Raw genomic sequence first — 20,185 nt, 5'->3', positions numbered from 1 at the left:
TAATCAAAATTTGATATTTGCTATATTCACGCATAACAACCTCTGATAATGAAAGACCTCAAATACCTTACCGCTTATCTCGTCCCTATCATTTGTTTTTTAGGAATTTACAATGCTGGCGTATGGCTTTACTTGACTCCTTTGGTCGTTTTTGGATTAGTGCCTTTACTAGAGCTTTGGATGCCTTCTTTAAAAACCAATCTGGACGAAGAGCAACGAGAAAGCAAATTGAAAAATAAATTTTTTGATGTGCTGCTGTGGCTCAACGTACCTATTGTTTTTGGAGTTTTGATATATGGTTTTTACACCTACACTAATTCTGCTTTTCAAACCTATGAGGTGATTGGTCTGATCTTTTCTTTGGGAATCGTAGCAGGAAGTAATGGGATTAATGTCGCACACGAATTAGGACACCGTCAAGAAACCTGGGAACGCTTTTTGGGCAAATTGCTTTTGTTACCTTCCCTGTATATGCATTTCTATATCGAGCATAATTATGGTCACCATTTGAAGGCTGCTACTCCTGACGACCCTGCATCTGCCCGCTATAATGAGAATTTATATGCGTTTTGGGCTCGATCTGTGAGCACACAATACACCAGCGCCTGGTCGATACAGCAACGGTTGAACAAGGCCGCTGGTCGCTCTTGGTTTGCCATAAAAAGTGATATGTTCTGGTACACCGTCATCCAACTATCGTATATACTCGCAATAGGTTTTTACTTCTCTTGGGCAACAGCAGGCCTCGCCCTTGCAGTGGCTGTAGTTGGTTTCTCTCTTTTAGAGATCATCAACTATTTAGAGCACTATGGCTTGAGACGTCAACAGAAGAAATCTGGTCGTTATGAAGTCGTTCGAGAAGTCCACAGTTGGAATTCCAATCATGCCTTAGGCCGTATTTTACTTTATGAATTGACCCGGCACAGCGATCACCATTTTAGAGCAAGTAAAAAATACCAAGTGTTGGATTATCATGACGTAAGCCCGCAACTGCCATATGGGTATCCTACCATGATGGTTATCGCTACCATACCGCCTTTGTGGTTTTCCATTGTCAACAAGCATGTTCCACAAGAAATGGTAGAATTACAGACGGCGGTATAGTACAGAACTTCTTAGCCTATTCACATTTCAAATTCTATCTTTGCACTCTCAAAAAATTACCAAGATATGAGTGCTGATGTACGTGTAAGATTTGCTCCTAGTCCTACGGGACCATTACATATAGGTGGTGTACGCACTGCCTTATTTAATTATTTATTTGCCAAGAAGCACAACGGAACCTTCATCCTTCGTATAGAGGATACGGATCAGAACAGGTATGTAGAAGGTGCAGAAGATTATATCGTAGAGTCTCTCAACTGGTGCAACATCCCTTATGATGAAGGACCAGGGAAAGATGGCGTTTACGGACCCTACCGTCAAAGCGAGCGTAAAAACCGATACAAAAAATACGCACTCCAACTTATTGAAAATGGCGCTGCATATTATGCTTTTGATACGCCTGAAGAGCTTGCTACCGCAAGAGAGAACGCAGAAGCCAATAAAGAAACATTTATCTACAACCATCACAACCGGTTGAACTTCACCAACTCCTTGACCTTGACAGAGAGCGAAGTTCAAGAACGCATGGATCGTGGGGATGATTATGTCATTCGTTTCAAACCTGAGATCAAGACTCTTTTCATTTTTGATGAAATCCGTAAAGGGATTGAGATTGATACTTCTTTATTAGACGACAAAGTATTGTTCAAAAGTGACGGGATGCCTACCTATCACCTGGCTAATATTGTGGATGATCATGAGATGAAAATATCCCATGTGATACGCGGTGAAGAATGGTTGCCTAGTATGGCTTTGCACGTTCTTTTGTATGAAAGTTTGAATTGGGACGCGCCCAAATTTGCCCACTTGCCACTGATTCTAAAGCCTACCGGTAAAGGAAAATTGAGCAAACGTGATGGCGATAAAATGGGTTTTCCTGTTTTCCCTCTAGAATGGAATCCAGAAAATGGTGAGAAAAGCAGCGGTTACCGCGAGGATGGCTACTTGCCTGAAGCGGTTGTCAACATGCTCGCCTTTCTGGGTTGGAATCCTGGCACCGAGCAAGAAATTTTCACTTTGGATGAATTGGTTCAGTCTTTTTCACTGGATCATGTGAATAATTCAGGAGCTAAGTTTGATCCGGAGAAAACCAAATGGTTCCAACAGCAATGGTTTGTGCAACAGGATGATGCTGTGGTGGGTACCGCTTTCGCGAAAGCGTTACAAGCCAAAGGCATTGAGTACGGCTCTGAAGAGTTTGTCAACATTGTCGTAGGCCTCGTAAAAGAACGCGCTGTGTTCGTAGAAGATTTGTTCGAACTCGCCGGCTTTTTCTTTACTGCACCGATAGAATTTGATGAAAAGGCAGCTTCTAAATCTTGGAAAGAGGACACAGCAGATATCATGAATAATATGATCGCAGTGATCCAAAAAACAGAAGACGACAGCGCTGTAGGTTTAAGCGATGCAGTAAAAGGCTGGATTAAAGAACAAGAAATGGGCTTTGGTAAAGTGATGATGCCATTGCGTTTATCCTTAGTAGGAAGCTTGATGGGTCCTGATGTATTTGAAATTGCTAGCTTAATAGGTAAACAAGAAACGGTACGTCGTATCCAGTTTGCTATTGAAAAATTAGGTTAGAAATAGACTCTAACACCAGCGCTTAAATAGCTCAACTTCCCTTCTAGTTCATTATCCGTGGTATCCATTCCATCGAGCGCATCAAAAAATGCGTAATGATAGTGTGCCGTCAGGCGAATGTTATTTGTTCCAGCAGATAATCCTGCAACACCATTGAGATTGATAAGTGTTGTTTTTTCAAATTCTGTGATAGCGATTGGCGTATCGCTTCCTATAAATTTATTTTGATCTACTTCATCGATCTTGAACTCTCCATTGATCATCAATGCGGGTCCTGCTTCTATAGTCAAGTATTCATTACCTAGCGGTCGGAAGGCAAATAGGAATTTGACCTCAGCCCCTAGCAAATTTGTTTCGATGGTCTCGTCTGTAGCAAACTCTTGCAGTTCTAGATTGTGGTTGAAAATTCCAATGGAATAGATCACATCAAAGCTGCGGCTCATCTCTCCCCTACTTTCTAAATATGCGGCAAAACCCGTGCTGGTTTGACTGAGAATGGCATCGCTTTCCAATTGTAAAAACGTGGCATCTGCACCAATTCCTAAACGATTGATGTTTGCAGAAAACCGTTGTGCACTTGTTTGTAATAAGGCAAAAACAAGGAAGATAAAGGGCAGGTAGGACTTCATGAAATGTAACTTAGTTCGTAAACTTAAGACTAATCCATCGTATCTTAACCTAAATTCAAATAACTCAATATGGACTTATTCATTATACCGATCATAATTTTGATCGGGCTTGTACTTCTTTTTAGTGTATTCTTCACCGTGAAACAACAAACCTCTGCTATTATAGAGCGTTTTGGAAAATTTACCAGCATCCGCAGTTCTGGACTTCAATTGAAAGTTCCTTTAATTGATAAAGTTGCTGGCCGGATCAACTTGAAGATTCAGCAATTGGACGTCATTGTAGAAACTAAAACAAAAGATGACGTATTCGTAAGACTTAAAATCTCTGTTCAGTTTCAGGTGCGTCGCGAGAAAGTTTACGACGCTTTTTACAGATTGCAAAATCCACACGATCAGATTACCGCTTACGTTTTTGACGTGGTACGTGCGGAGGTTCCTAAAATGAAGTTAGACTTTGTTTTTGAGAAAAAAGATGATATCGCAATCGCTGTGAAGCGTGAATTGAATGAAGCGATGATGGATTACGGTTATGACATCATTAAAACACTTGTAACAGACATTGATCCTGATGTACAGGTTAAGGCAGCTATGAACCGTATTAATGCCTCAGAACGCGAGAAAACCGCTGCAGAATACGAGGCAGAAGCAGAGCGTATCAAGATTGTCGCAAAAGCACGTGCAGAAGCCGAATCAAAGCGCTTACAGGGACAAGGTATCGCAGACCAGCGACGTGAGATCGCTCGTGGTCTCGAGGAATCTGTAGACGTATTGAACAATGTAGGTATCAACTCTCAGGAGGCCAGCGCGCTTATTGTCGTTACTCAACACTACGATACTTTACAATCAATAGGTGAACACACAAATTCTAACCTGATCTTATTGCCTAACTCGCCACAGGCAGGTAGTGATATGTTGAACAACATGATCGCCAGCTTTACCGCTAGTGCACGTATAGGAGAAGAAATGAAGAAAGAGAATAAGGATAGAGGTATTGAACCTAAACCAAGATCTCAAAGAGGTGATCCTCCATCTGGTTATGATGACAATGAGGTCTAATTCTCATCACTTATGGTAAACAAAAACGCCGATCCATCCAGATCGGCGTTTTTTAGTATCATATAATTTCCTAGGTATTATCCTAATATCTTTTGAGCAGATCGCAATACGCTATCTGTTGCGCTGTTCCAGGCTTTAGATACCATACGTGAGGGAGATAAACTTCTCTTCACGTCAGCTACGTCTAGCTTCATTTTCTCAAAGTCAATCTGACGTTCCAATTTCATTATTTGGAGGTCTCTATCTATTTGATCGAAATCAGTGTAAACTTTCAAACTCTTCATCTTTAGTATCAGTTTTTGTAGTTGGTGCCGTATTAACCACTTCTTCTACAGATCTTTTGCTATCATCATTAAAATAAGATATACTCGCTCTTCTTAAAATTATTTTTCTAAGTACAGGCTTTAAAAAAGCTGCACATAAGAGCGTAATTACAATGTAAAAAAGACCAACTATAATATAACCTAAAGCAAGGTTTCCTACAAGGTCACCTAAGTAGATACTTAAAGCAACACTTAAAAAAAGTAGCGCTATTAAAAGGAAAAAAGCAAGAATCAGTTTGTGTGAACTATCAATCGCTACCTTCATACTTTTCTTAAAAAAGTCCAGACGGTAATACGCAATTGACGACTCAATGTAATTTTGAGCCGTCAATGATAAGTCTTCAAAGTTTTCTTTGATGCTTTTGCTCAAATCTTAAATTTATACGTTAACCTTAGCAGACCCTGTCTTTGCAGCCTCGCTTACAGATTCTGGTTTTTGTAATTTAGAATTCTTGTTACGCAATTGCTCTAATTTTGCTTCTAAAGCTACGATAGCATCGTCTGCTTTGTAAGATGCGCTTGACAATGCTTTGTCGATGCGCTCGCTTACAGTTCCTTTCAATTCCGTCGCTTTGTGGGTCAGGTTATTGTAAGTTTCACGAGTTGATTTCTCGATGTCTGCTTGCGTTTTCTTTGCTTGCTTTGTTAATTTCTTTCTTGTTTTTTCACCACTATCTGGGGCGTACAACAATGCAGCTACAGCACCTACTGCTGCTCCTGCTACTAATGCTACTAATGCGTTTCCTGACTTTGCCATTTTATATGTAATAATTATTGATTAATTGTAGAACAAAGATAAAGGAAGCTCCAGCGGCTATCGTTAATGCGTCGTTAACCTTACAAGTGATTATTATTAAATCATTCCCAATTTTGAGATTTTTTATAAATACATGTTAATTCCTGACTGATTTTACAACAGGTTGTCACCATATATAAATTTGCAGGATGCGGTTAGCAGCAGAATGCCTCTAGCCTTACCTTGAGGATGGATGTTTAGTTCGCTTTCGCGAAAGCGAACTTATCAAAGCATCAATCTGCATTCTCTACTTTAGCCCAAGTATCTCGCAAGGTCACCGTACGATTAAAGATCATGTGATCGCCAGTCGTGTCTGGATCCACGCAGAAATAGCCTAAACGTTGAAACTGAACGGTCTCTCCTATTTGCAAATTTTTCATTGCTGGCTCAGCCATAGCGGTAATGGTAGTCAAAGAATCTGGGTTCACAAATTCCATAAACTCTTTTTCCTTATCGGTATCTGGTGAGGGAACTGTAAATAAACGATCATACAAGCGCACTTCAACTGGAAGAGCATGTGGTTTACTTACCCAGTGTAAAGTACCTTTAACACGACGCATGCTGGCTTCTGTTCCACTTCCACTCTTGGAATCTGGATCGTAAGTGGCGTGGATTTCTGTAATGTTCCCGTCTGCATCCTTGATACAAGCTTCACCTTTTATGATATAGGCGTTTTTAAGACGAACTTCTTTACCTATGGAAAGTCTGAAGTATTTCTTGTTAGCGCTTTCCTTGAAATCTTCTCGTTCTATATAGAGTTCTTTTGAGAATGGTACTTCTCTGTAACCGCGAGATTCATCCTCTTGACTATTCTCTGCTTCCAGCATTTCTGTCTCATCATCAGGATAATTTGTGATAACCAATTTAACTGGGTCAAGTACACACATGACTCGGTCTGCTTTTTTGTTAAGGTCCTCGCGCAAATGAAACTCTAGGTGATTCATGTCTACAAGGTTTTCTCGTCTCGCGATTCCAACAGACTCTGCAAAATTCTTTATGGCATCTGCTGTGTATCCTCGACGCCTCAATCCTGAAATGGTAGTCATTCTAGGATCATCCCAACCATTTACAGCTCCTGTTTCCACTAATTGCTGCAGTTTACGCTTGCTAGTCACGGTGTGTGATACATTACGTCTAGCAAACTCGCGTTGCTTAGGTCTGATTTTATCAGGATCTACAATCTGATCTAGAAACCAGTTGTACAATTCCCGGTGTGGTAAAAATTCTAGGGTACAAAAAGAATGTGTGATTTGCTCTATGTAATCGCTTTCGCCATGGGTCCAATCGTACATAGGGTATATTTTCCAGTCAGTTCCTGTACGGTGGTGTGCTCGATCTACTACTCTATAGATAATTGGGTCACGCATCAACATATTCGTTGATTTCATATCGATTTTAGCTCGCAACACATGTTCTGACTCACCAAATTCGCCATTTTTCATCGCCTCAAAAATCGCTAGATTCTCTGCTTGATTTCTGTTTCTAAAAGGGCTGTCCACGCCTGGTTCCGTTGGAGTTCCTTTTTGTTCTGCGATCTCAGCACTGGATTGAGAGTCCACGTAAGCCTTTCCATCCTTAATCAATTCAACTGCCCAATCATAAAGCTGTTGAAAATAATCTGAAGCATAGCATAAGTTGTCCCATTTGTAACCTAGCCATTCCACATCATTCTGAATTGCCTCCACAAATTTTGATTCTTCCTTAGCTGGGTTTGTATCATCAAACCTTAAATTGACTGGTCTTTGATACTTTTCACCTAAACCAAAATTCAAACAAATAGCACTTGCGTGCCCTATGTGTAGAAAACCATTAGGCTCTGGTGGGAATCTAAAGCGAAGTTTGTTTTTATCCAGCCCATTTGCCAGATCTTCATCGATGATATCTTCTATAAAATTATTGCGCTTGACACTATCGCTCATGGTAGCTTGATTTAAAGGATCAAATTTAAAGCTAATTTCACTCCTAACCTTGTGCTACCTATCTTTACAGCATGCATAGAATTTTACTTGAAAACGTTAGGGTGTATACCAATCACGGCTGTCTGGATGAAGAAGCTCTTATAGGTAGTGAATATCGTGTGGATCTAGAAGTAACAACCGACTTGACCAAGAGTTCCAAAACAGATGATCTAAAGGATACCGTGGACTACGTTTATTTGAACAAGGTGATCAAGGAAGAAATGGCTATACGTTCAAAATTGTTGGAACAAGTCGCTCAACGTATTCTAGATCGCATATTTAAAGAAGAGGAAATGGTACTAGAAGCTACCGTAAAGGTTTCTAAACTGAATCCACCACTGGGCGGTGACGTTGAAAAAGTGACCATTCAAATGTCTCAGTCTAGATAAAGACTCTTGCATCAAAAATATCTAGTGGTTGCTATCGTGGTAAAGCTTTATAATTTACTACTTTTGCATTCCTAATAATTAGGGCGTCATGGCCGAGTGGCTAGGCAAAGGTCTGCAAAACCTTGTACAGCGGTTCGAATCCGCTTGACGCCTCTTTAAAAAATCCCTTGTCTATGGCAAGGGATTTTGTTTTGTTGTATCTATCAGTTTTAGAATCTCGTCTTCCTCTTCCAGATCAATTTCAGGTTTATTCCCTTGGTCTGTAGGAACTATTTTAGGAACACTCCTTTTGACAGGCTTCGGCTGCCTCTCTTGATCTGACTGATTGTCCTTATTCATCTCATCGATGATCATCTTCTCTACTCCTTCTAGTTCATTAGGGTCGACTAGCTCAGGCATGATGTGTATTCGATTCTCAAAACGTTCGGTTGTTTTAGGAAATAATCCTTTAAAAATAAGTACTCCACCACACACCATCATAATGACTGCAATCAATCTCTTAAGCCAGAAAATACGTTTAGGAGTTAGGTATCTGTTCAGGCTTTTTGCAAGAATAATTTTAAAAATATCTACAATAAAATAGGTCAGTAAGGTGGCGGAAAAGAAAATCAATATTCGGTTTCCATTGTTCTCCATCTGCGGGCTAAAAACTACGATCAATCCTAGCCAAAAACCCAAAACTCCAACGTTAATGAAATTGAGTAAGAAACCTTTAATGAACAGCTTGAAGTAGTTGTTGTTTTGTACAATTAAAACGTTAGGATCTACTTCTTTGAGATAGGATTTACGAGTTTGTACGAAAGAGATAACACCATAAGCTGCTAGAATACCTCCACCAAAAATGAAAAGTCCTGGATCATCTTTTAACTTCACTAAAATTGCGGAAGTCATAAAATACGCCACCATTAAAAAGATAACGTCTGCGATGATAACACCCATATCAAATGCTATTGCTGCCCGGAAGCCTTTAATGGCACTGGTTTCCAACAAAGCAAAAAATACGGGACCTATTAGGAATGCTATAACAAACCCTAAGGGTATGGCGCTAATGATGTCTTCTACCATGCAATAATCAATGGGGCTAGAATTCCAAAGGTATGCAATAGCGTCTAAACTTTCTTACAAGTAAGCTGTAACGCGTACTAGCGAATGGTGATATCACCACCTAATGTGGTTTTCTTCTGTATATTTTTAGGATTTCCTAACACAAGGACTTCTCCACCAGCACGTACCGTGACATCTACAGATTTTGACGCATAAACTACGACTTCACCTCCAGCCTGAACAGTCACATCCGTATTTTCACTTCTTAAGTCTCCGTTTTCTACAATACCGCCAGTATTTACAGTTACTTCTTGATAAATAACCTTACCTGCTAACTCTATAATACCACCAGTAACAGCACGTACTTCTACACGATTCATATCAAGTCCTGCAATGATTTTTGCTCCTTCTTGTACCCTGAATTCGATAGAGTCTTGTCCTGAAACATCATCTGCATAAATGACTGATCCTTCATTTGCATCAATGGTTTTAACATCTGTATGATAGACTGTGATATACGTACTGGCTCCATCAAAAATCTTATCTGTTTCCATGCGCAGTTTGAGTAAACCATCCTTGAAAACATATTCCACTTCATCACTATCTCTACCCTTAATTTCTAATTTATTGACATCAGACTTGATCATCTTAACCTTGATTAAATCAAATGTTTTTATGGTATGGAATCTATCAATGGTAACTTCTCTGTCTTCCTGGGCAGAAAGCATTAATACAAATAAAAGTGTTACTAGAAGGCTAATTTGTTTCATGGGAACGGGTTTATTTTTCTAAGGATGCATTTTATAACAGATTGTTACAGTAACACTCTTAGAATCGATAGGAAAACAAGGTATAATTAGAATTATTGCTTGACAAAGCTGAAATCTAATCGCATCTCAACATTACTAACATAAGCCTTAAGAGAATCATCATTTATCCAGTATTTGATCTTCGTAGGAAAATCATGTTGAGAGTTCTCCACTGTAAAACTGTTAGGCGTTATATCAGTCATTTGAAATGACACAGATGAATCATTGACTCCACTTACCTCTAGAATCCATGTACTATCCTTATACAATCGCATGTATTCCTTGAAAACGGTATCTCCAGCTTTCAAGGTGTAACCAAAACCCTGGTAAGAGTCGTCCGTACTTTTCTGCCAATTTTCAAAAGTTTGCTGACCAACTTTATCATCTACCCGTTTCCAGTCTCCTAAAATCCAATCTAAAGAACCTTCATCGATTGATGATGTAGGTTTGCAGGAAACCAAAAGCAATAAAAGAAAGAAAATATATTTCATAATCAATGCCTAGACCCTTTCCAGCTACCACCGTAGCGATAATCTGGTAACTTTTGATGCAGCTCAGTACAGTTTTTACAGCAAAATATCCACTCACCACCCTTTATTATTTGAATTCTATAAAGCGTGGTATGCTCCTGCTGACAGGTGTTGCAAACTTTCGTTTTCAAAAATTATCTAGCTATTTTCTACTTTTTCTTTAGCTCCCACCATCCAGAAATCCAGATGTTTTTTCACTAAATCTGCATTTTTTACTTTGACGTATACCTCATCTCCTAAGCGATACGTGTTTTTCGTTTTACGGCCCACCACGGCAAATTCTTCCTCTACATACTCGTAAGAATCATCATCTAGATCACCTAAACGTATCATTCCTTCACACTTGTTTGCGATGATTTCTACATAAATACCCCAATCTGTAGCTCCTGATATTACACCAAGGAACTGTTCATCTGCATGGTCTTTCATGTATTTAACCTGCATATATTTGATAGAATCCCGCTCTGCTCTTGTAGCAAGAATTTCCATATCTGTCGAGTGTACACATTTTTCCATGTATTCTTCTTCGTTTACAGATTTTCCTCCATCAAGATAATGCTGCAACAAACGATGAACCATGACATCTGGATAACGTCGTATAGGACTCGTAAAGTGGGAATAATAATCAAAAGCAAGACCGTAATGACCTATGTTTTCAGTAGAATATTCCGCTTTAGACATGGTTCTAATTGCAAGAGTATCAATCATATTTTGCTCCTTAGAGCCTTTGACATCTTCTAATAATTTATTCAAAGATTGAGTGATGGTATTGCGATCACGTAGGTCTAAACGACGACCAAATCTCGTAACAAATTGAGCAAGTGCTGTTAGTTTTTCATCATTAGGTTCCGCATGGATACGGTAGACAAAAGTTTGTTTAGGATTGCGTTTTCCTATAAAGGCGGCTACTTTACGGTTTGCCAGCAACATAAATTCTTCAATGAGTTTGTTGGCATCTTTTGAAGTTTTAAAGAATACACCTACCGGCTCACTGTCTTCATTCAGGTCAAATTTGACTTCCGTTTTATCAAAACTCAACGCACCCGCTTTCATACGATCGGCACGCATTTTTTTTGCAATCTTATCTAAAGTCAAGGTCGCTTCAACTATTTCAGGATTGATGGTGGTTCGCTTTCGCGAAAGCGAAATATCCTCAGGTATCACACCTTCACCAGTTTCAATGATGTGTTGCGCTTCTTCATAAGCAAATCGCTGATCAGAATGAATAATCGTACGACCGAACCATTCTTTGTACACTTTTCCTGAAGCATCCATCTCAAAAATTGCTGAAAATGTCAACTTATCCTCATGCGGATTCAAAGAACACACTCCATTTGAAAGTACCTCTGGCAGCATAGGCACCACGCGATCCACCAAATAAACGGAAGTTGCCCGCTCGTAAGCCTCGCTTTCTAAAACAGTATTAGGTTTGACGTAATGCGAAACGTCTGCAATATGAATTCCTATTTCATATTTCCCGTTTTCTAACTTTTTGAAGGATAAGGCATCATCAAAATCCTTAGCATCTGCAGGGTCAATGGTATACGTAAGTGTATCACGCATGTCGCGCCTGGAAGAGATGTCTTTATCTGTGATACTTGTATCTAGACTTTCTGCATGTTTTTCTACTGCTGCTGGAAATTCATATGGTAAACCATATTGAGCAAGAATGGCATGGATTTCAGTGTCGTGCTCGCCTGGTTCACCCAAGATTGCCTTAATCGAACCCGTTGGAGAATCTTGCTTGTCATTCCAATCAATAAATTCAACGAGCACAACTTGACCATCTTTAGCTCCATTGATCATTTTTCTAGGAATGAAAAAATCAGTCTGTACTTTATGATCTGTGACGTTTACAAAGGCAAATTTCTCATGAACTTGAATGGTTCCTACAAACTCTGTCTTGTTGCGCTTGATCACTTTAGTAATCTCACCTTCTGGCTGCTGTCCGCGACGGCGATGGTATACATACACCTCTACTTCATCACCATTAAGCGCTTGACCTAAGGATTTGCGAGGCACCATAATATCTTCTTGGAGCTCATTAGTAATCACGTAGCCTGTACCTCTAGAACTGATATCGATCTTACCTGTATAGTGATCAATAGCTTTAATCAACTTGAATTTACCGCGATCGACCTCTTCAATTTTAGCCTTAGCCTTGAGTTGGTGTAGTTTTTTAATCACTTGATTGCGACCACTGGTATCTCTTATATTTAGCTTGGCACATATCTGTTTATAGTTGAGAGCGGTGTCTTGTTCTGCCTTAAAAACGTTGATAATGGCTTGAGTAAGGTTTTGATGCTTCGTCTTACCCTCTTTGTTCTTCTTGTTATTCATACGGCAGTAAAGTTAACATATTCAAATTGCCACAGTTGCAACAAGTTCTTAAAGCCCTTTTAAATGATATAGGCTTTACCTTAAATTAACAATTCATTTAGAAAATTCAATATATTTGTTAAACCTTTCCTTATAAAGGAAGTCATAGAACTTATGAGAGTCAAAAATCCTTTTACCGTCTCGAATGTAGTGATACTATGTTTTGTGGGGATACTTCTCTTAGGTGTATGCGCTTTCTACTATTGGAGCCTTAGACTCCTTTAATAATCCTATCTTTTTTAAAGCTTAGCTTTATCCAGCAAACACTGGATGATTTTTCTATTCGAATCTTTTAAATTTTATTTCTGTTATCAACAGTTATATATATCATATGTTCTTTTTCTAATTAATTAAAAAAATAATGATGATGATGATGTAGTGTGCATAGCGGTATATTAAAACAAACCAGAGTTAGTTATTGTCACTTATCTCAACTTATTATAGGTTATACACATCTTATATTATACTTAGAATATTCATTTATAAATACTTAAGATATTCTAGACACAATTGTCAATAAACAGTCTTCACAGGATAATGTTTAAAAGTGGGTATCAATTTCATTGTTAATTACTGTCACTTGGCTTCTGAAAACTCGCTAGAAAATCGCTGAGTTATATTTAGGTTCTTTAGTTCTTAATTTCCATATGCTTTTTAAATCGAATATTCCTAGAACTTTCTTTAAGATGTTCTTAACAAACTATAACACGCTTATCCTAACTTCAAAAAGTGATGTTGTTAATAACTAGAGGATCGCTTTACTAAGTGTATTTTTGTAAACAAAACCAGAGAAATGAACATATCTATAGGTAATGATCACGCAGGTCCAGATTATAAGTTTGCTATTGTCAAATTTTTAGAAGATCAAGGACACCAAATCACTAATCACGGTACAGATACAGAAAACAGTGTGGATTATCCAGATTTCGCACATCCTGTAGCGCAAGATATAGTGAAAGGCAAAGCAGACCTAGCTATAGTTATTTGCGGCAGTGCACAAGGTGTTTCCATGACTGTTAATAAGTACGAACAGGTACGCGGTGCAGTTTGCTGGACTAAAGAAATTGCAGGACTAGCGCGTCAACATAATGATGCTAACATTCTATGTATACCTGCACGATTCACATCTATACCGCAGGCAGTGGCTATGGTAGAAACTTTCATTCAAACTCCATTTGAAGGCGGTAGACATGAGGGACGAGTGAAAAAAATAAGCTGTTCATAACCTGTGGAACGGGATGATTTAGAACGTCGTTACTTTGAATTAGGTAATGAGCTTCCAAAAATCTACCCCAAATTATCATTTGATAACCATTGTTATTGGAGGATTTCTCTAGATACCATTGTGGGTGACAAATGGAATAAGAAAATAAAGTCGCCAGCGTATAAAAATTTGAGTTTGACTCAGCTTGACGGAGTCGTTACTAGGTTAACTTGCTATAAGAGTGAAAAGGAAACCCTTTTACAGGACAATTTGAAATCCCTAGAGTATCGTAAGCGGTAACACCCACTACCGACTGATTCTCGATAAGAACTATTATGAAAAAAGAAGCTTCTATTATCATTCACCAGCTGCGTACTGCAGTGCATCCTGAGAAAAAACTCATGGAAATCTGGCGGGAGTTGGAGTTGTATGATGAGGATGAGAAAGAAGAAACTCTAGAAGATCTAGATCGTGTGCGTCAAGAATTGATGGCCAAGGGAGAAGAAGATTTTGGTAATATGCTAGAGAAAATCATCACTGATATACGTATAGGCATCAAACCACCACAGCCTAAAAACGTTCCAAAACGCTTCTAATCTATGGATATAATTCTTAAAAAATTTGACGAGCTTACCACTTCTCAATTGTATTTTCTACTCCAGTTGCGCAGTGAAGTTTTCGTTGTGGAACAAGATTGTGTATATCAGGATATTGATGGAAAAGATCAAAAAGCAATGCATGTTTTAGGTTATGAAGGCGATCATCTTGCCGCATATACCCGTGTGTTTAAAGCTGGAGATTATTTTGATATGTCCAGTATAGGTCGCGTTGTAGTAAGTCCAAAATCACGTAGAAAGGACTACGGCAAACAGATTATGGAAGCTAGTATGAAGTTCGCTTTCGCGAAAGCGAAACGACCCATAAAAATATCTGCACAATGTTACCTCAAGAAATTCTACAATGACTTGGGCTTTGTAGAAACCGGAAAAGAATACCTAGAAGACGGAATTCCCCACATGGAAATGATTGCTGAGTGCCGCTAGCATTAATTGCCAGAAGACAATCAGACACAAAAGTCTTGTTTATTTCAAAAGCTATAACGTACGTACTATTATGCTGATCGAAGGTAAACAAGACTCGAAGGTAATTGAATTTGGCTCCTGAAAAATTTAAGTGTTTGCAGCTGGATAGTATCTTTTTTTAAGCCAAAAAGAAACTCTCACCAATAAAATCAGCGCTGGAACTTCTACTAATGGTCCTATCACTCCTGTAAACGCTTGACCAGAATTGAGACCGAATACCGCAATTGCGACCGCGATAGCCAATTCAAAATTATTCCCAGCAGCTGTAAAGGCAATAGCAGCATTCTCGCTATAACTGGCTCCGCGCGCCTTGCTGATGAAGAAACCAATTAAAAACATCACAAAAAAGTAGATCAATAATGGTATCGCAATCAATAAAACATCTTGTGGGATCTCTACTATGAGTTCCCCTTTCAAAGAAAACATCAACACAATCGTTAATAACAACGCCACTAATGTGATGGGAGAAATAGCGGGTAAGAAAACATTTTCATACCAGTTTTTCCCTTGGGACTTCACTAGAAAGTAACGACTCATAATCCCCATGATAAACGGGATACCTAAATAAATAGCGACACTTTCAGCAATGGTACTGATTGAAATATCAACAATAGCACCGTCAAACCCAAAGTAGGGAGGCAATACTGTTATGAATAGCCAGGCGTAGAAGGAATAGGCAAAAACTTGAAAGACACTGTTGAGGGCTACGAGTCCAGCACCGTATTCAGGAGAGCCATCAGCGAGATCGTTCCATACCAGAACCATGGCAATACAACGAGCAAGACCTATGAGAATCAGTCCTACCATATATTCTGGATGATCTTGAAGGAAAATCAAGGCCAGCGCAAACATCAGGACAGGTCCAATGACCCAATTGAGTAATAGGGAAATACTTAGAACCTTGGTGTTTTTAAAAACCTTAGGGAGGAGTTTGTAATCTGCTTTGGCGAGAGGCGGGTACATCATAAGAATCAATCCAATTGCTATAGGAATGTTTGTAGAACCGCTACTCATACTATTGATAGTGGTTCCTATGTTAGGATTAAAATAACCTATAGCGACTCCCAATGCCATCGCTATAAAAATCCAAAGCGTCAAGTATTGGTTGAGAAAGCCAAGTTTTTTGATAGCCATTAGACAGTTACTTTTGAGAACACATACTTCATTTCAGTTGCGATTTGGGCACTGCGTTCCAGATAGACTTTTTGTTGGTCATCCCTACCATCAGCGATTTTAGGATCTTCATAGGTAATTGCAATGCGTTTCTCAGCTCCAGCAATAAATGGACAATTTTCATCAGCTTGAGAGCAGGTCATGATGGCGGCAAAGTCGCTTTCTGGATTGCTTTCATCATCGTATTTTTTAGAAAAGAGGTACAAAGCTTCTTCTTCTGCATAACCAACGCTGTAAATAGGGTTATCTGTATCGTCCAGAGATTCTACCTCAAAACCTTGGTATTCTAGAGTATCAATGATCATCGGGAAAACCGCAGTGGTTTCAGTACCTCCTGAATATGTGAGTACCTCTGGAATGTTGAAATAACTGGCCATCGCCGTTGACCAGACTTGGCCTAAATGACTACGTCTGGAGTTATGGGTACAAATAAAATTGAGGTGAATGGGTTGTTCTGCTCCTACTTTAGATTGAATAAAATCAGTCAGGACTTTTAAAACCTGCTTCCTAGATTCGGTTACTTGAGAAACGTCTAGAGCGTCTATATAATCGTTTAATTTTTTATGCATGAGAAGAAAATTAGCAACAACCAGATCCTGGTGCGCACGAGTTGGTAGATGATAGGGAAGAAATTTTGAGACGCGGTTTTTTCTCTGGAATGCCACAAGCATCTTCGGCAAGACAAGCGGTTTGCTTTGTGGTTAAAACAAAAGCATCATCTTTATAAGTAATTCCAAATTTACCGATGGTTTCAGTTTGGTACTCCACCTCAATTTCGGAATCTGGAAGCTGTAGTTTTTCTTGAGACAACTCAATGATGTGCTGTAATTTTTCAGGGTGCAGGCGGTGATCGTAATCATCTGCATTCCAAAGTTGAAAATTCACTACAGTTTCTTCTCTTTCCTTACCACCGCAATCGATAAAATGGCGGTGCACTTTACCCACTTCAGTCACGTGAAAATGTGAGGGAACGGCTGATCCATCTTCCAGTTGGAAGGAGATTTTGTCCATGGTGGCAAGTTGGTCTATAAATTCAGATAGTTTCATAAGTGTTGTTTAACAGCAGTTTTTAGAATCGTTTGGAACAGGTTTTAGGTGACTTTGCAATTTGGTATTCATAGCGTTCCAGTGTGCGGTATTGATACAATAACAAGTACTGGTTCCTTCTACCGTTCCTTGCACGATACCTGCTTCTTTCAAGGCCTTTAGGTGCTGTGAAATGGTAGGTTGTGCCAGTCCAATTTCTTTTACCAGATCGCCACAAACGCAAGTTTCTCGTTGTAGTAAGTATTTGATGATGATCAATCGAGCTGGGTGGCCTATCGCTTTCGCGAAAGCGGAAACCGCATTGATCTCATCCGTAAAAATTTCATTTTTAGTCAGTCCCATATTCATCGCAATATTACGATGAATAAGAACAAATAAAAACTTTTATTCTACTTTTGTGATGTACAATTCTACCCTTCGATCTTCTTGGTCAGTGCCGCCCAAAGGCTTTGTCCTCCCAAAACCGCGGTAAGCCATACGTTGAGGCTCAATTTGATACTCTAATAAAATCCTATAAATCAATTTAGCTCTGGCATAGGAAAGGTCCGATCTCATAGTATTGCGATCTAACGCATCTTCAAATCTAGGATCGATACAACATACATGGCCATGAATTTCAAAGTGAACATTAGGTCTCGCTTGTAATATTTCAATGACTCTTTTAACTAAGGGAATGGACTCCGGATTCAAGGTCGAACGCCCTCTCAAGAAATGTATATCTTCTAAAATGATCGTCTCTCCTGAAGAAATATTCTTGCGCAATAATGATTTAAAAGGTTCTTCTAGGTTATTTACAGGAGGGCTGATACTTGTTGGTACATAAATGTATTCATCTAAATCCTCAATTGGGATCAGTTCATCACTATTAGATTTTTTACGCACTTGGTAAATGACTTTTTCCTCATATTCTGGAATGACCTTGCGTTGTTCAGCAGTCAAGTCTTTTTTGAGTAAGGTAGGAATGGCCAGCCGGCTTGCCGCAGGTTCTTCCAGTCTAAAGCGTACATCCACTCTTCTATTTTGAGCTCTTGCCTGGATGAGATTGTATTGTGCACTGTTTTTATCAAGAGCAACCTCACCCTTACCAGCTACTTCCTTATAAATATTCATAAGGTTGATGTCATGATCCAGCAGCCACATGGCCACAGTTTCCACTCGGTTTTCAGATAGTTTTTGATTGTATTCAATGGTTCCACGATCGTCACAATAGCCTAGTATTTCTACATCTAAAATGGGTAAATAAAGCAAATCCTTAAAAAAAGCATCAAAAGCGTCTAATTCACTTTGCTTTAAACTGTATTTATCCAGGTCAAAGTAAATACTATGCTCGACCGTCAATTGAGCCGAGCTGATTGCCACAAAGCAAATAGTGAATACAAGTGTGGCAAAAGACTTCATCAGCTTAGGATTTTGCGATATTCTGCGGGATTGTTGAGTACTTTGATAGCGGCCTGAATTTCAGGATTGTATTTAAGTTGGTACTTATACAAACCTTCACGATAGAAATAACGTTTTACAATTTCATCAGTAAGCAGACTCATGATTTCCGCTTTTTTGTCGCGCATATCTTTCTTCTTAGCATTTTGGATGGCCTGCATCATGCCCTTATAGCTGGTTGCAATATCATCGTCGAGCTCTTCATTCACGGCAGATAGGTACGCTTTCGCGAAAGCGGATTCCGTAACCGTATCAAAATCAAATCCACGAGATTCAATCCACGCTACAAATGCATTGAAGTCTGCATCAGTCAATTGAATTTTATCTAAATCTGCATACTGGTGCTTGTAATAATACTGTGTGGCATAATCAAAAATCGCATTCTCCCGTAACAATGAAGTGGTAATAGGAGAGTAGGCTGCACTGGCTAGTTTTATGTCTGGATCTACCCCACCGCCATCAAACACGGTGCGCGCACTGTTGATTGTTTTAAATGCTTTATAGTCCTCCTTGCGAGTACGTACGGCATTTCCATCTTCATCCCGGTTCCAATAATCCAAAGCCTGTATACAACGCCCGCTAGGCGTGTAATATCTAGATATGGTAATCTTCACTTGAGTTCCATAACTCAGCTCTCTAGGGCGCTGTACCAGGCCTTTCCCAAAACTCCTAGCGCCAATAACCACACCACGATCATAATCTTGAATACTACCGCTCACAATCTCGCTGGCACTAGCGCTGCGACCATTGATCAAAACCGCTAGTGGGATGTCTGCATCATATGCATTTCGTGGTGTCAAATAAGTCTTGTTGAACTTTTCAACGGTAGATTGAGTGCTGGTGATCAGCTTATCTTTTTCTATAAAAAGGTTGGAAACATTTACCGCCTCACTAAGCAATCCTCCAGGATTGCCACGCAGGTCTAGGATTATCTTTTTGGCTCCTCGCTCCTTTAACTGTTTGATGGCTTCCTTAGTTTCTCGAGAGGCTTTCTCGTTGAATTTTGAAAGAATAACGTAACCTATATCAGGCGTTGCCATATCAAAGAACGGGACTGCTTGTATTTCTACTGCAGCACGTTTTAAGGTGGCTTTATTTTGCTTTCCTTGACGCATGTAGGTCACGGTAACTTCAGTCCCTGCAGATCCTTGCAGCAATTCTCCAGCATTTTCATTGTAGTCAGAAATGTTGGTTCCATCGATCTGGATGATTTCATCCCCTGCTTTGAGTCCTGCTTTATCTGCTGGATAATCTTTCCAGGGTTCAAGAATGATGAGCTTATCTGCTCTGGTGCTGACGTTAGCTCCTATACCTGTGAACTCGCCACGAGAATTAATTTTGGCACGCTCTACTTCTTGCTCTGTCCAGAAAGTGGTATAGGGATCAAGATCGGACAACATGCCCTCAATGGCATTGTCCATAAGGTGTGCCGGATTGGTTTCATCCACATAGTTCATGTTCAGCTGCTTATACATCTCTGTAAAAATCTCAATTTGCTTAGCGATTTCAAAAAAATCATTTTTGAAACTGGCAAGTGAAAAGAAGAATACCGCACCCAGAATAGGTACTAGAATTTGTCGTTTGAAGTTTACGTTAGAAGGTGTCATGCGGCACTGCTTTCTGAAATGTTAATATAAATATAAC

General features: G+C 39.4%; 22 protein-coding genes and 1 tRNA gene. 8 read left to right on the top strand and 15 right to left on the bottom strand.

The features are described 5' to 3' along the window. Nucleotides 1–48: 48 nt before the first annotated feature. Both NMS_RS04050 and gltX read left to right on the top strand, forming a co-directional pair. Entirely contained in the window at nucleotides 49–1,104 is a 1,056-nt protein-coding gene (locus NMS_RS04050) for an alkane 1-monooxygenase (RefSeq protein WP_041495540.1), read from the top strand. Nucleotides 1,105–1,170: 66 nt separating this feature from the next. Next, complete coding sequence (gltX, locus tag NMS_RS04045; RefSeq protein ID WP_041495539.1) at nucleotides 1,171–2,685, top strand: glutamate--tRNA ligase; 1,515 nt, start codon at nucleotides 1,171–1,173, stop codon at nucleotides 2,683–2,685. Here the strand turns inward: gltX and NMS_RS04040 are convergent. Next, nucleotides 2,682–3,314: a hypothetical protein gene (locus NMS_RS04040; RefSeq protein ID WP_041495538.1), complete on the bottom strand. Its 633-nt coding sequence runs from the start codon at nucleotides 3,312–3,314 to the stop codon at nucleotides 2,682–2,684. The two genes, gltX and NMS_RS04040, sit on opposite strands and share 4 nt — an antisense overlap. A 69-nt stretch (nucleotides 3,315–3,383) precedes the next feature. Here NMS_RS04040 and NMS_RS04035 point away from each other — a divergent pair, with 69 nt between their 5' ends. Continuing rightward, entirely contained in the window at nucleotides 3,384–4,370 is a 987-nt protein-coding gene (locus tag NMS_RS04035; RefSeq protein ID WP_041495537.1) for an SPFH domain-containing protein, read from the top strand. A 77-nt stretch (nucleotides 4,371–4,447) separates the two neighbouring features. Here the strand turns inward: NMS_RS04035 and NMS_RS13815 are convergent, their stop codons facing one another. The 4 genes from NMS_RS13815 to NMS_RS04020 all read right to left on the bottom strand — a co-directional run bounded on the left by NMS_RS13815 (nucleotide 4,448) and on the right by NMS_RS04020 (nucleotide 7,408). Further along, the gene (locus tag NMS_RS13815; protein ID WP_148311329.1) at nucleotides 4,448–4,654 is read right to left on the bottom strand and encodes a DUF6327 family protein; all 207 of its coding nucleotides are present in this window, start codon (nucleotides 4,652–4,654) and stop codon (nucleotides 4,448–4,450) included. Continuing rightward, the gene (locus NMS_RS04030; protein WP_070097865.1) at nucleotides 4,629–5,063 is read right to left on the bottom strand and encodes a phage holin family protein; all 435 of its coding nucleotides are present in this window, start codon (nucleotides 5,061–5,063) and stop codon (nucleotides 4,629–4,631) included. The genes NMS_RS13815 and NMS_RS04030 overlap by 26 nt, the downstream gene beginning before the upstream one ends. Nucleotides 5,064–5,072: 9 nt before the next feature. Further along, entirely contained in the window at nucleotides 5,073–5,450 is a 378-nt protein-coding gene (locus tag NMS_RS04025) for a YtxH domain-containing protein (protein ID WP_041495536.1), read from the bottom strand. A gap of 272 nt (nucleotides 5,451–5,722) precedes the next feature. Beyond that, nucleotides 5,723–7,408 carry a glutamine--tRNA ligase/YqeY domain fusion protein gene (locus NMS_RS04020; RefSeq protein WP_041495535.1) on the bottom strand — a complete coding sequence of 562 codons (1,686 nt, stop codon included), beginning with the start codon at nucleotides 7,406–7,408 and terminating at the stop codon, nucleotides 5,723–5,725. 71 nt (nucleotides 7,409–7,479) lie between these two features. On the opposite strand from NMS_RS04020, the gene folB reads away from it, so the two are divergent. Beyond that, the gene (gene folB / locus NMS_RS04015; RefSeq protein WP_041495534.1) at nucleotides 7,480–7,836 is read left to right on the top strand and encodes a dihydroneopterin aldolase; all 357 of its coding nucleotides are present in this window, start codon (nucleotides 7,480–7,482) and stop codon (nucleotides 7,834–7,836) included. 82 nt (nucleotides 7,837–7,918) lie between these two features. Further along, nucleotides 7,919–7,989: transfer RNA gene (locus NMS_RS04010), tRNA-Cys, on the top strand. Between the two features lie 18 nt (nucleotides 7,990–8,007). On the opposite strand, the gene NMS_RS04005 is transcribed toward NMS_RS04010, so the two are convergent. The 4 genes from NMS_RS04005 to rnr form a co-directional block, all read right to left on the bottom strand. Continuing rightward, the gene (locus NMS_RS04005) at nucleotides 8,008–8,901 is read right to left on the bottom strand and encodes a LysE family translocator (protein WP_084217601.1); all 894 of its coding nucleotides are present in this window, start codon (nucleotides 8,899–8,901) and stop codon (nucleotides 8,008–8,010) included. Between the two features lie 77 nt (nucleotides 8,902–8,978). After that, entirely contained in the window at nucleotides 8,979–9,650 is a 672-nt protein-coding gene (locus NMS_RS04000) for a head GIN domain-containing protein (protein ID WP_041495532.1), read from the bottom strand. A gap of 92 nt (nucleotides 9,651–9,742) precedes the next feature. Further along, nucleotides 9,743–10,180, bottom strand: a complete 438-nt coding sequence (locus NMS_RS03995; RefSeq protein WP_052476690.1) for a DUF6265 family protein — start codon at nucleotides 10,178–10,180, stop codon at nucleotides 9,743–9,745. Nucleotides 10,181–10,357: 177 nt separating this feature from the next. Continuing rightward, nucleotides 10,358–12,559 (bottom strand): ribonuclease R, encoded by a 2,202-nt coding sequence (rnr, locus tag NMS_RS03990; protein ID WP_041495531.1) that lies wholly within the window; start codon nucleotides 12,557–12,559, stop codon nucleotides 10,358–10,360. An 832-nt stretch (nucleotides 12,560–13,391) separates the two neighbouring features. Here rnr and rpiB point away from each other — a divergent pair. From rpiB to NMS_RS03975, 3 genes are all read left to right on the top strand, one after another. After that, a complete protein-coding gene (rpiB, locus tag NMS_RS03985) occupies nucleotides 13,392–13,823 on the top strand; it encodes a ribose 5-phosphate isomerase B (protein WP_041495529.1) in 432 nt (143 codons plus the stop codon). Nucleotides 13,824–14,137: 314 nt separating this feature from the next. Then, nucleotides 14,138–14,398, top strand: coding sequence for a hypothetical protein (locus NMS_RS03980; RefSeq protein ID WP_041495527.1), 261 nt, complete (start codon nucleotides 14,138–14,140; stop codon nucleotides 14,396–14,398). 3 nt (nucleotides 14,399–14,401) lie between these two features. After that, nucleotides 14,402–14,845, top strand: a complete 444-nt coding sequence (locus NMS_RS03975) for a GNAT family N-acetyltransferase (RefSeq protein ID WP_041495526.1) — start codon at nucleotides 14,402–14,404, stop codon at nucleotides 14,843–14,845. Nucleotides 14,846–14,971: 126 nt separating this feature from the next. On the opposite strand, the gene arsB is transcribed toward NMS_RS03975, so the two are convergent. From arsB to NMS_RS03945, 6 genes are read right to left on the bottom strand one after another with little or no spacing between them, the layout of a single operon-like run. Then, nucleotides 14,972–16,018, bottom strand: a complete 1,047-nt coding sequence (gene arsB / locus NMS_RS03970) for an ACR3 family arsenite efflux transporter (RefSeq protein WP_041495525.1) — start codon at nucleotides 16,016–16,018, stop codon at nucleotides 14,972–14,974. Further along, complete coding sequence (locus NMS_RS03965; protein WP_041495524.1) at nucleotides 16,018–16,626, bottom strand: low molecular weight phosphatase family protein; 609 nt, start codon at nucleotides 16,624–16,626, stop codon at nucleotides 16,018–16,020. Before NMS_RS03965 ends, arsB begins: the two co-directional genes overlap by 1 nt. Nucleotides 16,627–16,636: 10 nt before the next feature. Continuing rightward, nucleotides 16,637–17,104, bottom strand: a complete 468-nt coding sequence (locus tag NMS_RS03960; RefSeq protein WP_041495523.1) for a DUF6428 family protein — start codon at nucleotides 17,102–17,104, stop codon at nucleotides 16,637–16,639. A gap of 9 nt (nucleotides 17,105–17,113) precedes the next feature. Beyond that, entirely contained in the window at nucleotides 17,114–17,446 is a 333-nt protein-coding gene (locus tag NMS_RS03955) for an ArsR/SmtB family transcription factor (RefSeq protein ID WP_041495521.1), read from the bottom strand. 42 nt (nucleotides 17,447–17,488) lie between these two features. Then, a complete protein-coding gene (locus tag NMS_RS03950; protein ID WP_041495520.1) occupies nucleotides 17,489–18,502 on the bottom strand; it encodes an OmpA family protein in 1,014 nt (337 codons plus the stop codon). After that, nucleotides 18,502–20,148, bottom strand: coding sequence for a S41 family peptidase (locus tag NMS_RS03945; RefSeq protein WP_041495519.1), 1,647 nt, complete (start codon nucleotides 20,146–20,148; stop codon nucleotides 18,502–18,504). The genes NMS_RS03950 and NMS_RS03945 overlap by 1 nt, the downstream gene beginning before the upstream one ends. Between the last annotated feature and the right edge of the window lie 37 nt (nucleotides 20,149–20,185).

Source organism: Nonlabens marinus S1-08 (genome assembly GCF_000831385.1).
Classification (GTDB): Bacteria; Bacteroidota; Bacteroidia; order Flavobacteriales; family Flavobacteriaceae; genus Nonlabens; species Nonlabens marinus.
This window is presented reverse-complemented; position numbering and strand designations above follow the sequence as displayed.